The 14,362-nt window shown below is 70.0% G+C and carries 13 protein-coding genes and 3 pseudogenes; 5 read left to right on the forward strand and 11 right to left on the reverse strand.

The features are described 5' to 3' along the window. Positions 1–7: 7 nt before the first annotated feature. Complete coding sequence (locus OG230_RS35075; RefSeq protein ID WP_328907810.1) at positions 8–463, reverse strand: hypothetical protein; 456 nt, start codon at positions 461–463, stop codon at positions 8–10. A 269-nt stretch (positions 464–732) separates the two neighbouring features. Between OG230_RS35075 and OG230_RS35080 the strand changes: the two genes are divergently transcribed. Beyond that, a complete protein-coding gene (locus tag OG230_RS35080; RefSeq protein WP_328907811.1) occupies positions 733–1,164 on the forward strand; it encodes a VOC family protein in 432 nt (143 codons plus the stop codon). 67 nt (positions 1,165–1,231) lie between these two features. On the opposite strand, the pseudogene OG230_RS35085 reads toward OG230_RS35080, so the two are convergent. The 4 genes and pseudogenes from OG230_RS35085 to OG230_RS35100 all read right to left on the reverse strand — a co-directional run. Next, positions 1,232–1,855 (reverse strand): annotated as a pseudogene (locus OG230_RS35085) (transposase); the annotation flags it as partial. Then, positions 1,779–2,682 (reverse strand): annotated as a pseudogene (locus tag OG230_RS36455) (transposase); the annotation flags it as partial. The pseudogenes OG230_RS35085 and OG230_RS36455, both read right to left, overlap by 77 nt. An 89-nt stretch (positions 2,683–2,771) precedes the next feature. Beyond that, complete coding sequence (locus tag OG230_RS35095) at positions 2,772–3,836, reverse strand: ABC transporter permease (RefSeq protein ID WP_328907812.1); 1,065 nt, start codon at positions 3,834–3,836, stop codon at positions 2,772–2,774. Positions 3,837–3,940: 104 nt separating this feature from the next. Continuing rightward, positions 3,941–5,479: an aldehyde dehydrogenase family protein gene (locus tag OG230_RS35100; RefSeq protein ID WP_328907813.1), complete on the reverse strand. Its 1,539-nt coding sequence runs from the start codon at positions 5,477–5,479 to the stop codon at positions 3,941–3,943. 291 nt (positions 5,480–5,770) lie between these two features. On the opposite strand from OG230_RS35100, the gene OG230_RS35105 reads away from it, so the two are divergent. Both OG230_RS35105 and OG230_RS35110 read left to right on the forward strand, forming a co-directional pair. Further along, positions 5,771–6,226 (forward strand): MarR family winged helix-turn-helix transcriptional regulator, encoded by a 456-nt coding sequence (locus OG230_RS35105; protein ID WP_328907814.1) that lies wholly within the window; start codon positions 5,771–5,773, stop codon positions 6,224–6,226. A 143-nt stretch (positions 6,227–6,369) separates the two neighbouring features. Then, positions 6,370–6,753: pseudogene (locus OG230_RS35110) on the forward strand (DinB/UmuC family translesion DNA polymerase); the annotation flags it as partial. A 336-nt stretch (positions 6,754–7,089) separates the two neighbouring features. Here the strand turns inward: OG230_RS35110 and OG230_RS35115 are convergent. The 4 genes from OG230_RS35115 to OG230_RS35130 form a co-directional block, all read right to left on the reverse strand. Continuing rightward, a complete protein-coding gene (locus OG230_RS35115) occupies positions 7,090–7,608 on the reverse strand; it encodes a GNAT family N-acetyltransferase (protein WP_328907815.1) in 519 nt (172 codons plus the stop codon). 143 nt (positions 7,609–7,751) lie between these two features. Further along, the gene (locus tag OG230_RS35120; protein ID WP_328907816.1) at positions 7,752–8,708 is read right to left on the reverse strand and encodes a LysR family transcriptional regulator; all 957 of its coding nucleotides are present in this window, start codon (positions 8,706–8,708) and stop codon (positions 7,752–7,754) included. Positions 8,709–8,932: 224 nt separating this feature from the next. Further along, positions 8,933–9,628, reverse strand: a complete 696-nt coding sequence (locus OG230_RS35125) for a type 1 glutamine amidotransferase domain-containing protein (RefSeq protein ID WP_328907817.1) — start codon at positions 9,626–9,628, stop codon at positions 8,933–8,935. Between the two features lie 231 nt (positions 9,629–9,859). After that, complete coding sequence (locus OG230_RS35130) at positions 9,860–10,864, reverse strand: GlxA family transcriptional regulator (RefSeq protein WP_328907818.1); 1,005 nt, start codon at positions 10,862–10,864, stop codon at positions 9,860–9,862. A gap of 69 nt (positions 10,865–10,933) precedes the next feature. Here OG230_RS35130 and OG230_RS35135 point away from each other — a divergent pair, with 69 nt between their 5' ends. Next, positions 10,934–11,902 carry an NADP-dependent oxidoreductase gene (locus OG230_RS35135; protein WP_443051455.1) on the forward strand — a complete coding sequence of 323 codons (969 nt, stop codon included), beginning with the start codon at positions 10,934–10,936 and terminating at the stop codon, positions 11,900–11,902. A 29-nt stretch (positions 11,903–11,931) separates the two neighbouring features. Here the strand turns inward: OG230_RS35135 and OG230_RS35140 are convergent, their stop codons facing one another. Next, positions 11,932–12,657 carry a DUF998 domain-containing protein gene (locus tag OG230_RS35140; protein WP_328907819.1) on the reverse strand — a complete coding sequence of 242 codons (726 nt, stop codon included), beginning with the start codon at positions 12,655–12,657 and terminating at the stop codon, positions 11,932–11,934. A 379-nt stretch (positions 12,658–13,036) separates the two neighbouring features. On the opposite strand from OG230_RS35140, the gene OG230_RS35145 reads away from it, so the two are divergent. Then, positions 13,037–13,678 (forward strand): class I SAM-dependent methyltransferase, encoded by a 642-nt coding sequence (locus tag OG230_RS35145; RefSeq protein ID WP_328907820.1) that lies wholly within the window; start codon positions 13,037–13,039, stop codon positions 13,676–13,678. A gap of 72 nt (positions 13,679–13,750) precedes the next feature. On the opposite strand, the gene OG230_RS35150 is transcribed toward OG230_RS35145, so the two are convergent. Beyond that, a complete protein-coding gene (locus OG230_RS35150) occupies positions 13,751–14,284 on the reverse strand; it encodes a VOC family protein (RefSeq protein ID WP_443051456.1) in 534 nt (177 codons plus the stop codon). Between the last annotated feature and the right edge of the window lie 78 nt (positions 14,285–14,362).

The raw sequence follows: 14,362 nt of genomic DNA on the forward strand, positions 1-14,362 counted from the left end.
CCGGCGTCTACAGACCCAAGCGTGTGACGAAGGTGGAGAACGTGGGCGCCACAACCCGCCACCGGCACACGAGCGAGTCCGTCCAGAAGTCACTGCCGACCACGCGGGGGTCCGAGGGATCGGTGCGGTAGTCGAGCGCCAGGGCACCGTCGTCACCGGGGTTGCGAGTGGTGGCGATCAGCACCGCCTGCTCGGCGTCTAGCCATGGCAGTTCGAGCGGGGCGGCTGCCGTGCTTCCGCGGGCCACGCCGAAGAAGGCGGAGTGCGGATCGTCGGCGAACATGTCCAGCGACTGGGATGCGTACGCCATCTGCTCAGGGTTCCTCACGAAGGCAAGCGGGTCCTCGAACCACGGGACGACCTCCGCCAGCACGGCGTCGCCCGGATGACGCCAGGCGTCGCGATCGATGAGGGACGTCAGTGGGGCGGGCAGAGCGAGTCCGCGAACTACCGAAGGCGCCATGGCGCACAGCCTCGCACAGCATGTCGGCTCTGCGGCGGCCCACTCGTGCGACAACGGAGCACTCCCTAAGGGCTGTCCCGTAACTGATCTTTGGCACGAGAGTGGTCGGCTGAGTTCGGATCCTGGGTCCCACCCTTTGGGAGAGGTGCCGACCTCGGTTCACCCCTGTGACCGCACGTCACAGCAGCGGATGGCAGGGGACGTCCTCGCGGCAACGTGTGGATCCACCCGCCCGGGGAGATGAGCAGGGCCCCTGTTATCGTGCGCCGATGTCAACGATCAAGCAGTTCCAAGTGACCTTCGACTGCGCGGAACCTGCGCGCCTCGCCGCCTTCTGGTGCGAGGTGCTGGGGTACGTCGTACCGGCAGTCCCGGAGGGCTTTGCCACGTGGGAGGAGTACCACCACTTGCTGCCGCCTGAGGACGAGGTCTACTTCGCGTGCGCTGATCCCTCGGGTGTGGGCCCGCGCGTGCTCTTCCAGCGAGTTCCCGAAGGCAAGGTCGTCAAGAACCGGGTGCATCTTGATGTGCGGGTCGGCACAGGGCTCGTGGGTGACGAGCGCCTGGCCACACTCGAGGGCGAATGCGCACGGCTGATGGCGCTCGGCGCGAAGCACGTGCTGACGCAGCGTGCCGATGGCGTCAACGAGTCGTGCATCACGATGCAGGACATCGAGGGCAACGAGTTCTGCCTCGCCTGATTCTCCTCCGAGACTGCGAGGGGGAGCCGTCTCCCGGGGACCTCTCAGGTTTTGTATGCGGGAGAAGCTATCCCGTGAGAGCGAGGTTGTGCAGTCGGGCGATGCCGAGCATGGCGTGTCGGACCCCGTCGCCTTTGAGATGGCAGTCGCGGAGGATCTTCCAGGTCTTCATGCGGGCGAAGACGTGTTCGACGCGGGCCCGGACCTGTTTGTGCGAGCGATTGTGCTCGCGCTTCCAGCCCGGCAACTCTTCGCCCGGGGTGCGGCGGTGGGGCATGAGGAGGCCGGTGCCCGGATAGCCGCCGTCGGCCATCGTGAGGGTCCTGCCCACGGCGGCCTTCGCGCCAGACTCCTCCCATGCCCGGTAGTCGTTGCGGTTGCCGGGCAAAGGCTTACCGACCACAACGACCAGGCGGGTATCCGCGTCAATGACGACCTGGTGGTTGGTGGAGTACCGGTAGTTCTTTGGCTGTTCAGCGATGCTGTGGTTCCGGGTAGGCACCAGGGTGCCGTCGACCACCAGCACGGTGTCCTTGGCGAACCGGCGCCGAGGCTGGAATGCGATGAGCGGGCCGAGCTGGTCGATGATGCGGTCGGCCGCCGACTTCGAGATGTGCTCTGGCCGGGTACGCGGCCTTCGGTCGGAGGTGCCGAAAATCGCGGCGCACTCGGGCAGGGGTAAGTCTGTCCGCGGGACTTGGCTTCTCCCACGGTCGGTGCAGGTCGGCCGCCAGTGGGCGGGCGAGCCGGAGCTGGGTGAAGGCCACGAGGACCAGCCAGGTCCAGCGGTCGGCGGCTTCGGGGCTGCGGATCTTCGGGCAGGTCCAGCCCAGGGTCTGCTTGAACAGCCGGAAGGTGTGTTCGATGTGGAAGCGCCGCAGGAATGCCTGCCAGAGCGTGTCCACGCCGGTTTCCGTGGCATCGGTGCCTGACCACCACAGCCAGACCGGCTTCGGTGTTGCCCCGCTGGGCAGGTGGTCGACCTGCAAGCGGATCACGGTGCCCTCGATGACCGGCAGGGCACCGAGCTGAGCCGTCCAGGCCGAGCGATGGGCCAGTCTCGGACGGAGCCGGTCCCAGGCCCGTGCGACGGCGGTGCCGTCGAGGCGGGTCTCGGTCATCGTCTGGGCATCGGGAGTGTTCCAGGTGGTGGGGTCACCGAAGACGAACTCGCCACCGTGGCGGGGCGGACGGCCCCGGACACCCGGCTCGCGGCATGGGACCGCACGTCGAAGGACTCGACCCGAGCGCATCCGGCCCAGCACCTGCACCGGCAGGTCTTTCAGAGGGAAGGCCAGACGGGGCACGTCATAGCCGGCATCCACCACGATCAGGATCTCCGAGTCGCCGCCCTTCCACTGGAACAGGGATGTGCTGGTCCTTGCCCCGCCCATAGGTGTGGCGCAGGATCCGCTGCGGTGAAGTGTGGGCACTGGGCCGCAGCCAGCACGTCAGGTAGAAGGCCAGCCCCAGCCGACCGTCCACCGCCCGCGGCACCGTCGCCAGGGCCCGCCGGCACGGCGTCGTCGGCGCGTGCCCGACCCTTCCATCCGTCCCTCGGCCTGGCATAAGGGCCGGAACAGGTGGGCGCGTGAGGGCGATGGGTGTCATCCGACGACGGCGCGGCGGCGCGGGGCGTGGGCATCGCGCCAGTAGAGCGCCGCCGCGGCGGCGAGGGTCCATGCGGCAAGGACGGTGATACCAATGGCCAGGCCGTCGTTGGCGAAGTGGGACAGGCCCTGGAGAGCGCGTACACCGACGCCCACCGGGAGGATCTGGGACAGCGGGTGCAGCCAGTCCGGGAGGTAGGCGGTAGGCAGCGTGCCGCCGCTGGTGGCGTTGCCGAAGATGAGCAGCACCACGGAGGCCAGCGGCATGCCGGCGCGGCCGAACAGGCGCAGGAACACCATCGTCGCGCTGCTGATGGCCGCGGCCATCAGCGCGGTGACGCCTGCGATTCCCAGGAAGGGGCCGGGCAGCGCGGCGAAGCCGAGGCTGCCGGTGATCAGGGCCACGGCGATGCCGCCGAGGACGCTGAACGCGGCCAGGCTGGCCATCCTCCACCGATAGGGCAGGCGGGGAGCCATCTGATAGGTCATCATGCCGAACAGGTAGCCGGCCAGGACGATGCCGAAGCCGGCGTAGAAGACCGACATGCCGCGGGTGTCGCCGGCCGAGGCCGGGGCGACGTCGTGCTGGTCGAGACGGTCGCCGTTCGCCTGCGCGATGCCGGAGAGCGCCCCGGTGACGGTGGAGGTCACGGAGGGACCGTTGGCCCCGGCGTACAGCAGCTCGGCGGATGTTCCGTCACCGGTCAGGTAGGCGGCGTAGACCGTGCGGTCTTGGACCGCCTGACGGGCGGATTCCTCGTCGGCGTAGTGCTTCACTTCGAAGCCGTCCGGCAGTGCGTGCTCCAGGCCGTCGGTGATCTGGTCCGCCTGTGCGGTGCTGCCGACGACTGCCACCGGAAGGTCGTGCGGCTGGGGTGCGTGGAAGGCGGACAGGAAGACGCTGACGAAGATGGAGCCGATGGCCAGCACGATGACGACCGGGAGCAGGATCGCTCGTGCTCCCGAGGCGCCGTGCTGCGGGGCGGCGGTGTCGGGCGTCGGCGGACGGTGCGTCAGGCGCGGTTCGACGGCGGTGGAGGCGTTGGTGTGGGTGGTGGACATGAGAAGGGGGTCCTCATTCACGTACGGGAGCGACCTGACGAGGCAGGCGTGGAGCGAAGGGGCCGGGGCCCGGCCGCGAGTGCGGCCGAGCCCCGCCGGGTTGGTCAGTGGGTGGTGTCGGTGTCCTGTTCGGCGAGGATCCTGTCGCGGACGGTGGCGAGGGCTGCCGCCATGGCGCCTGCGGGCCTGCCGAAGGTCGAGGCCGAGAAGTGGGCGGGGCCGGTCTTGGCGGTGAAGGAGTGCGGCCAGGCGAATTCCCGGAGTCCTTCCTCGCCCTGCTTGCGCCCGTATCCGCTGTCGCCCCGGCCGCCGAAGGGCAGGGCGGGGTTCATGGAGAACACCAGGGCGTCGTTGATGCTGGTCATTCCGACACGCAGGCGACGGGCGATGTCCTCACCGTGGTCGCAGCTGAAGACGGCGCTGCCCAGGCCGTAGCGGCCCGCGTTGATGTGCGCGGCGGCCTCGTCGGTGTCGGTGACCTTGACGACGGCCAGCGTTGGCCCGAATGTCTCGTCCGTCGCGGCGAGGGCGTCGGGGTTCACGCCGACGAGGACGGTGGGCGCGGCATAACGCTCGCCCAGCGTGTCGAGGCCGCCGACCGTGGCCCTCGCGCCGCGCTGCAGCGCGTCTTCGATGTGTTCCCGGATGATCGGGATCTGGCCGGTCAGCGGGACCGGTCCGATCTCCGCGTCCGGGTCGCTGCCGACGCGGATCTGCCGGGCGAGCTCGCTGATCTTCTCGACGAGCTCGTCGTGCACGGACTCGACGACGTAGGCCACTTCGAGGCTGATGCAGCCGTGCCCGGTGTTCTGCATCGCGCCCCAGACGATGTGCTTGGCGGCTTCGTCCAGGTCGGCGTCCTCGGCCACGATGGCGCCGTCCTTCCCGCCGAGTTCCAGCAGGACGGGGGTGAGGGTCTGCGCGCACTGGGCGGCCACCGTCTTGCCGGTGGCGACGCTGCCGGTGAAGGCGAGCTTGTCCAGGCCGGCTGCGATGAGTGCCTGGCCGGTCGCTCCGTATCCGTTCAGGTTCTGCAGGACGGCCAGCAGGTCGGGGACTGCGCGCTGCCAGGTCCGGATGAGCCACTCGGCGACGCCGGGCGTGATCTGACTGGGCTTGAGGATGACGGCGTTCCCGGCCGCGAGCGCGTCGGCGACGATCGCCACGGGGGTGAGCAGGGGGAAGTTCCACGGGCCGATGACGCCGACGACGCCGTACGGCTGGTATTCCACCCAGGCTCGCTGGTTGGACGTGGTGGGGTTGGCCGGAACCTCTCGGCGTCCCAGCACGCGCTCGGCGTTTTCGATGACGTACTGAAGATGCTCCAGGGCCCCGAGCACTTCTACCCGCGCGTCGTCGAGGGGCTTGCCGTTCTCCGCGTGGATCAGGGCGGCTCCCTCCTCGCCGCTGACGGCGATCTCGCGCCGCCAGGCGCGCAGCCGCTGCGCGCGGCCCTCGAATCCGAGATCCCACCAATGGCCGGTGGCGGAGCGGGCGGCGGTGACGGCCGTGGTGGCCTCGTCCTTGCCCGCCACGGCGTAGCGGGCGAACTCGGCCCCGGTCGCCTGATCGACGGTGATGATCTCAGCCGCGTCGTATCCGATGACTCCGTCACGTGTGATCAGGGGAGTGTTGTTGGTCACGGGTTTCTCCTGCTCTCGTGCGCACGCCGGTGCGATCAGCCCCTGAGGGCCGGGGCGGGGGGCGGACGCGGTGCTCGACGCGATGAGCCGCATGGTGGTGGCGGATGCGCGTCGGAAGGAAGGACTTCGCTGGGGGCCGACGGCGCCACGGGAAGCCCCGGTGGCATCGGCCTGAGCTGCGGGATTTCCGGCGAGCTCACGATTCGCCCGGCTCCGCAGCACTCTCAGAGTATCAACCACGTTGGCGACTATCAAGCGCTTGATATCAATGAACTGCCGTATCCTTCTCGCATGACTGGAGACGATGAGGAGCCCGTCGGGGCTGACGCGCTGGATCGGCTGGTCTGGGCGCTGCGCCGCGCGGAACTGGCGGTACAGGCACTGAAGGAGCAGCGGCTGCGGCCCCTGGGCATGGCGGCCGCGCACTACACGCTGCTGATGACGGTGCACGCCGAGCCGGGGCTGACCGGTGCCGAGCTGGCTCGCCGCCTCAACGTGACTCCCCAGGCCGTGGCCTCGCTGGTGGCGAGGCTGGAGAAGCGCGAGCAGCTGGAGCGTCGCGCGCACCCTCGGCATGGGCACGTGCAGGAGCTGCACCTCACCGATGCCGGACGGACGGCGCTGCGTGCGGCCGATGAGGCGATCGCCGGCATCGAGCGCCAGATCAGCGGCGAGCTCAGCACGCGGGAGGCGGCGCAGCTGCGTGCTCTACTCGACCGCGTGGCCGAATCGGCTCGCGGGGCCTGAGCCTCGCGGGGGTCGGTGAAGACATGGAGGCCCTGCACCAGGTCTGACCGGATTCGCCCCTTCCGCACGCCACCTGGCCGCGTCGTGCACAGTCGCATCCGGATGCAAGGAGCACCCGTGCCCACGAACTTGATGCCGACCAGCACCACCGCACCGTCCTCGCGCTCGCCGAGCAGATCGGCGCCCAGACCAAGGACCTCACCCGAGCACTGACCCTCACCGTCACGTACGCGGACCAGAGCCAGAGCACCCGCACCCGCAAAATGGCCGAACCCACCGCACACACCTTGGGCCTCGCCGCGACCGGACGCGAACTCCTCGCTCTTCTGGCCCTGGAGCGGGCCCGCGTGCGCGCCATCTCCCTCCGAGCCGAGCAGCTCGCCCCGGCCGAGGACGCAACCCGCCAGCTCACCTTCGACACCCGGGACGACGAAGTCCGCGACCTTGAAGCCGCCCTCGACCGGGCGCGCACCCGATACGGGCCTGGCATTGCCGGAGCGGCGGCAGCCTACCGCCGTGCCGACTGAACCCACGTTTGACGGACGGTGCCTCACCGCCGACCGCTCAGGGCGCAGATGCGTCAGCCACCGCCCTCGTGGACCGCGCCGCGATCGCAGTCGTACTGAAGAAGGCCGCCGATGGCCAGGTGGGACTCGACGAGCTCACGACCTGGGCCAGACGGTGCACTTCGTCGACGGACTGAACATCGAAGACGGCCACGAGGACCTGCTGACACAGTTCCACTTCGAGACGTCCACGCCCGAGCTCTTCGAGCCGGTGACGACTGAGCTCTGCCGTCGATGGCTGAGCAGAATTCGATCGTCACTTGCGGCACCGCCAGCAGCCGGACGATAAACGACAAGCTAGGAGAGGTTCTTGCGCATCAAGGTGCACATCGTTTCGTAGCGGCGCAACGACCCGTCCGGGGCCTGCTCGTCCCACGAGTCCGGCTGACGGTCGAATGCGACGTAGCCCAGTCGTTCGTAGAGGGCCCGAGCGCGGGGATTGCTCTCCTCCACACCGAGCTCGGCCTGCCACAGCCCCCGGCTCTTGATGCGCAGCTCCGCTGCCTCCACGAGGAACGTGCCGATCCCGCACGACTGCAATGCGGGATGCACGGCAAGCTGCCACAGGGTGCCGACTCCCTCTTTGACCTGGTAGTCGACGCCGCCCTTCGCCACGGGTATGTCCGTTGCGGCGCAGACCGCCAGGTAGTCGACCTCTCCGAGACGGGCACGCTCCAACTGTGCTGCGACGCCCGCCAAGTGGCGTTCGGACCCTGCCCATCCGCACGACGCCAGGTCCCCCTGCACGAAATCGCGCGCCGACACCTTCAACTCGATGTTGATCGCCCTCACCCCTTCCAGCCGGCCAGCATCCATGCCGGCCGCACGGGACGCAACGCCGTTTCCTGGCAGGGCTCCTGGCCGGCCGCCGCCCTTGCCTACGACGTACCCCCTCGGTTGCCGACATTGCGTATCACGGAGGCGTACGCCTCCCGCTGGATCAGCCGGCCGTCGGCCGGTCACCAGGTGCGGCCCGCTTGCAGCAGCAGGTCGCGGACCCGGATGACGTCGGGGTTCTCGGGAGTGCCGGGCCGCTGGACGAGATAGCCGGTGTTGATCGGCGGGTCTTCCGGTTCGTGCAGCGTGACGAGGGCGCCGGAGGCGAGGTCGTCGAGGCAGAGGTAGCGGGGAAGAACGGTGAAGCCGGCCCCCGCGACGACCGCGGCGCGTACGCCGCGCAGGTCGGGCACGGTGACGGCGGCCGGGCACGACAGGCGCGTGCCGAAGACGTGGCGCCAGTAGCGGCGCGCGATGGGCAGGTCCTCGGCGTACGTGATGAGTGGGACGGTGTGCAGGGCGGCCGGGCCCACCGCGGCGAGGCGTGGTGCGACGTGGTCGGCCCAGGACGGCGCCGCGACCAGGACGAACTCCTCGTCCATGAGCGGTACGGCGGTCAGTGTCCTGCCGCGCGGGCGGGCGGTGGCGATGACGAGGTCATGGCGTCCCGCGCGCAGCTCCTCCAGGAGCGGCTCGGTGAGGTGCATGGACACGCGCAGCCGTACGCCTTCGGCTGCCAGGGGAGCGAGTGCGGGTAGGGCGAGGGTGCACAACAGCTCGGCGGGTCCCGCGAGGTGTACGGGAGCGGCCGTTTCGGGCGCCGTGGTGTGGTGCCCGGAGACGGCGGCGAGCGCGTCGAGGGGCTCGGCGACACGCGTCACGAGATCGTGGGCGACGGCCGTCGGTGCGACCCCGCGAGGCAACCGCTCGAACAGTTCGCGTCCCGTCTGACGCTCCAGAGTACGGATCTGGGTGGTCACCGTGGGTTGGGACAGGCCGAGCAGTCTGGCGGCGGCCGTGAACGATCCGGAGCGATAGACGGCCAGGAAGGTGCGCAGCAGGTTCAGGTCCGGCGCGAGGGGCGTGGGGGAGTGCGAGTGCGGCGGCGAACCGATGCCATGGGGATCTGCGTGCCTCATGAGGTGACCCTAATGATTCCTGTGTCGACTCGACCGCCTCCCGAGCCGGCTGTCGAAAAGGCGGTCGAGCCGGCTGTGGGGAGGGCGGTCGAGCCGGCTGTGGGGAGGGCGGTCGAGCCGACTGTGGGGAGGGCGGTCGAGCCGACTGCGGGGAGCGCGGCCTTGGCGCTGCTACGTACTAAGGGGCGGCCTCAAGGGCTTGCCGAGCCGGTCGGTGGTCACCGTCACGCCAGCTTCTTGAGGACCTCTGCGGCGAGCGGGGCGGAGGAGGCGGGGTTCTGCCCGGTGACGAGGTTGCGGTCGACGACGACGTGCGGTGCCCACGGCTCACCGGTCCGGACGTCGACACCGGCTTCGACGAGGCGGGTCTCCAGCAGCCACTTCGCCTTGTCGGCGAGCCCGGCCTGGGTCTCCTCCACGTTGCTGAACGCGGCCACGCGGTAGCCGCCGAAGGCGTTCGCGCCGTCCGCGCGCGTTGCCGCGAGGAGCGCGGCCGGGGCGTGGCAGACGACGGCCAGCGGCTTCCCGGAGTCGAGCGTGTCGATGAGCAGCCGGCCGGAGGTGGCGTCGACGGCGAGGTCCTCCATGGGGCCGTGGCCGCCGGGGTAGAAGACGGCGTCGTAGGCGTCGAGGGCCACGTCCTCCAGCCGGATCGGGGTCCTGATCTCGGTGAGGGAGCCGAGGGCGGCGGCGACCCTGTCGGCACCCTCCTGGCCACCGTTGACCTCGGGCGCCAGACTGCCCTGGTCCACGGTCGGTACGACCCCGCCGGGTGTGGCGACGACGATCTCGTGGCCCGCGGCCTTGAACGCCTCGTACGGAGCGACGGCCTCCTCGGCCCAGAAGCCCGTCGGGTGCTTGGTGCCGTCGGCCAGCGTCCAGAAGTCGACGCCGGTCATCACGAAAAGAATCTTGGACATGAGGTGTCTCCGAGGGGTGCGGGGTCTGCCTGGTCCGGGGCGCTGAGCCTTCGGATACAGATCGTCAGTGCGGCGATGCCCCCGAACGTAGCCCCCGACCCCAGGGGTTTTCCAATGGGGAATCCCATGTCCGGTATTGGAATTCGGATGGCTCCCCGGGAATACGCGCCGAAGCCTTCATGACCTTCTCGGTCGCTCGCGAGGCCGGAGCGACGGGCGAGGAGGAAGGACTCAGAGCGGTGCTGCTTCCCGGGGCTGACCGGCCGGGACCGGTGCCCCCGGGTTCGCCGCTCCGCCGCGGAAGGTGCGCCGGTAGGCCAGCGGGGAGACTCCGATGGAGGCGTGCAGGTGCTGGCGCAGGGAAGTGCCGGTGGCGAAGCCGACCTGGCCGGCGATGTCGTCCACGGGCAGGTCGGTGGACTCCAGCAGGTGCCGGGCCCGGGCCACCCGCTGCTGGATCAGCCAGCGCCCGGGGCTCATGGCGACCTCCTCGTTGAACCGGCGCGCGAAGGTCCGCAGGCTCATCCGGGCGTGGTCGGCGAGTTCGCTGAGAGTGAGCGGCTCGTGCAGGTTCTCCAGCGCCCACTGCCTGGTGGCCGAGGTCCCGTTGGCCATGGTGTCGGGGACGGGCTGTTCGATGTACTGGGCCTGTCCGCCGTCCCGCCACGGCGGTACGACGCACGAGCGGGCCACGCGGTTGGCGACGGCGGTCCCGTGGTCCTTGCGTACGAGATGCAGGCAGACGTCCACCCCCGAGGCCGCCCCCGCCGACGTCAGCAGGTTCCCGTCGTCGACGAACAGGACATCCGGGTCGAGCGCCACCTGCGGGTACCAGGCACTGAAGGTGGCGGCGAGCGCCCAGTGGGTCGTGGCGGGCCGGCCGTCCAGAAGTCCGGCGCCGGCGAGCAGGAAGGCTCCCGTGCAGATGGACACGATGCGGGCCTCGGAGGGGATCGAGGCGAGTACCGCCCGAAGCTCCGCCGGCACCTCGCGGGTGAGGAGCGCCGGATCGTAGGGCGGGATCACGACGGTCTCGGCGGTGCGCAGGGCCTCCGCGCCGTGCTCGACGGTCACCGAGAAGTCGGCGTTGGTCCGTACGGACCGGCCGTCGACCGAGCAGGTCAGGACCTCGTACCGGCCCTCGGCGGAACCGAGGACACGGCTCGGAATTCCGAGCTCGAAGGGGTACACGCCGTCGAGGGCGAGTACGACGACACGGTGGGGGCGACGCTGCATGGCAGAATCCTGTCGAAAGATGGCAATCGTGCCATGGTACCCGGGGCGTCCGCCCGCGAAGCTGAGTGCATGACCAACAACGCCACCATGCGCGCCATCAGCCAGGACACCTACGGAACGACCGACGTACTCACGGAGACCAGGATCCCCAGGCCGACGCCGGGCCCGAGCCAGATCCTGGTCGCCGTCAAGGCGGCCGGGGTCAATCCCACCGACTGGAAGCACCGCGGCGGCGGACTCTTCCTGGACCACCTGCCGCTCGTTCTCGGCTGGGACGTCTCCGGTGTCGTCGAGGCCGTCGGCTACGGCGTCACACTGTTCAAGCCGGGCGACGAGGTCTTCGGCATGCTGCCCTACCCGTACGGAGTCGGGGCACACGCCGATTACGTGACCGCACCCACGCGCGCTTTCGCCCACAAGCCCCGGGGCATCGACCACGTCCAGGCCGGCGCCCTGCCGCTCGCGGCGCTCACCGCGTACCAGGCACTCGTGGACACGGCGCAGGTGACCGCGGGACAGCGGGTTCTCGTTCACGCGGCGGCCGGTGGTGTCGGCCACCTCGCCGTCCAGATCGCCAAGTCGCGCGGCGCTTACGTCATCGGTACGGCGAGTGCTCCGAAGCACGACTTCGTCCGGTCCCTCGGCGCCGACGAAGTCGTCGACTACCGGACCACCGACTTCCGGGACGTCGTCCGGGACATCGACGTAGTCCTGGACCCGCTCTCCGGGGACACCCGCACCCGCTCCCTCGAGGTCCTGCGCCCCGGCGGCGTGCTCGTGTCCCTTCTGCCGGGCACGGACCCGGACGAGGCGGCGAAGGCGGCCGAACGGGGCGTACGGGTGGAGACGCTCCTCGTGGAGGCCGACCACGCCGGTATGAACGCCATCGCGGGCCTTGCGGAGTCCGGTGCCCTGCGTGCTCATGTCGAGGCGGTGTTCCCCCTCGCCGACGCGGCCAAGGCCCACGCCCTGGGCGAGACCGACCGCACCACAGGCAAGATCGTCCTGCTGGTGGACGGAGCACTCGCGGAGGGATAGGGCCTGGTCGAGGCGTGGTCGACCACGCCTCACGTCAGTCCTTCGTCGTCATTGGTCTGTCGTACGCAGGAGACCACCACCACGAGCGGCCAGAACGACTGTGCGAAGGTCAGGACCCGCTCAGCCGCCCCCGCGGTGTCGTGCACGAACAGCGCGAGCAGGAACCAGGCACCGCCGAGCCACATCGATGCGGTCGCCATGAGCGACGGTCCGGGGCGGAGCCCCCACGGTGCAGTCCGCGTTCGGGACAGGGCCACCGAGCCGCCCCCGGTTGCGCGGCGTCGGTCGGAGGGGTTGCTTCGAACCGGTGTCACGTTCCGCTCCGCGGTCGCGCCTCGCGTCGAGGCGTGCACTTGGGGGACGGCACCGCGCCGCATGGCCAGGGCGGGCCACAGCGCGAGAAGCGAGAAGCCGACCGAGACCACCGCACCGTGTTCGAGCGAGCCCCCACTGCTGGGCGCCGGGAACAGTGGCAGAAGCAAGGCCGACAGGCCGCCACCGGCCAGTGCCAGGCGTCCGGGCGAAGCCGCGGGGTGCAGCCCCCAGGCGGTAATCACGTGGCAGACGCCCAGCGCGATCAGGGCCGAGGTCATCACCCAGTACCCGGCGGCGCCGTTGGACGCGAGGAGGCTGATCGTTTTCGAGGCGGGGTCGTAGCTGGGCCCCTGAAGCGCCGCTGAGATCGACCAGCCGCCGACCAGCAGGATCGGCGCGGATGCCGAAGAGAGGAGGGCCCACCAAGGGACAGATCGCATTGGACGACCGTAAGACGACTGAAGTTCCCTTTCTCGACGTACACGCGGGTGGGCGCGGAGGATGCAGGGGGCTGGGCCCGAACGGGCGGGCGGTGGGTCGGCCGGCTGGGCTCTGTCCGGGTGGCCGCGGGACGGTCATGCCACGAAGGCCGAGTCCACTTACGCGTCCCGTCGACGCCGCTGATCGCGCCCGCCCTCGGGAGAGCGCTCCGGCTCCCACCGTCGCGCGGCCTGGATGCCGCCGAGGTGAAGGCACCGCACCTTCCGGTCCGCCGAACTGGGCCTGACATGACGGCAGTTCTCGTGCCGACGCCTCCCTCGGGGTGGATGGCGTTCAGGAGAGGGTCATGTCCAGCAGTCACGTGGCATGCTGGCTCGCATGGGTGATCATGACCATCACAACTCTGTGCGCCGCAGCTACGACGCCGTGGCCGAGGAGTACGCGGCCCGGTTGCACGACGAGCTCGCGGGGAAGCCGCTCGACCGGGCGCTCCTGGCCTCCCTTCTGGAACAGACCGAAGCCGGAACCGTCGTCGCCGACCTCGGCTGCGGCCCCGGGCATGTCGCGGCCTGGCTGGCCGACAAGGGTGCACGTACGGTCGCGATCGATCTGTCGGCGGGCATGATCGAGGCCGGTCGGCGCCGGTTCGCGGACGTGGAGTTCCGCGAGGGGGACCTGCTTGAACTTCCCGCAAAGGACAGCGAGTTCGGATCAGCAGTTGCCTTCTACACGATCATCCACCTTGACCCGGGTGACCTGCACCGCGCCTTCGAGGAGGCAGGGCGGGTCCTGCGTCCCTCCGGGCTGCTCCTCCTCTCCTTCCACATCGACGAGGAGGTCCTCCACCGGGACGAGTGGTGGGGGCACGAGGTGGACATCGACTTCCGCTTCTTCGATCCCGCGCGCATCGCCGACCTTCTGAAGGCGGCCGGGTTCACCGTGGAGATGCACATGGAGCGCACCCACTACGAGCACGAGGTCGCCACGCGCCGGGCCTACCTGCTGGCACGCCGCGGCTGACGCCCTCGCGACCCCGCCCGTGCGGGAGCTTCGGTGCGCGGCAACGCCGGCCCGGAGGGTTGACGGACGAGTTCAGCTGCCCGGAGCCCGCGGAGCACTGGCTTCCCCCGACTCCCGGCCGCCGAGCGTGGCGTCCAGTGTCTCCTGGGCCACGCGCATCGCCTCGGCGTACTTCGGCTCGGACATGCGCTGCCAGGCCACGTCCGGTTCGACGTCCTCGACCCGGCTCGTCACCCACCAGATGTTGCCGAACGGGTCCCGTACCCTGCCGCCGCGATCGCCCCACGCGCTGTCCAGGATCTCGGTGATCACCTCGGCGCCGTGGGCCGCGGCAGCGGCCATGGCGGCGTCCGCGTCCGGGACGAAGATCCGCAACAGCGAGGGCATGACCGGCCAGTCGGACCGTCGGTCGAAAGCCAGGACGACGGTGTCGCCGACCCGGATCTCGCCGTGGCCGATGGTGCCGTCCTCGAGCGGCACCCGCGCAAGCTCTTCGCCGCCGAACGCGCCAGTGATGAAGTCGAGCAGTCCGCCGGTGTCGTCGGTGACCACCCACGGCGCGACGCTGGTGTAGCCCTCGGGAGGATTCCGGATCATCTGTCGCATCCATTCTGTCTGGTGCTTCTGTCTGCCGATGCGACGACACTAGGGGCGGACTAGGCCAGAGCCCGTCCTAAAGGGCGC

This window comes from Streptomyces sp. NBC_00234 (assembly GCF_036195325.1).
Taxonomy (GTDB): Bacteria; Actinomycetota; Actinomycetes; order Streptomycetales; family Streptomycetaceae; genus Streptomyces.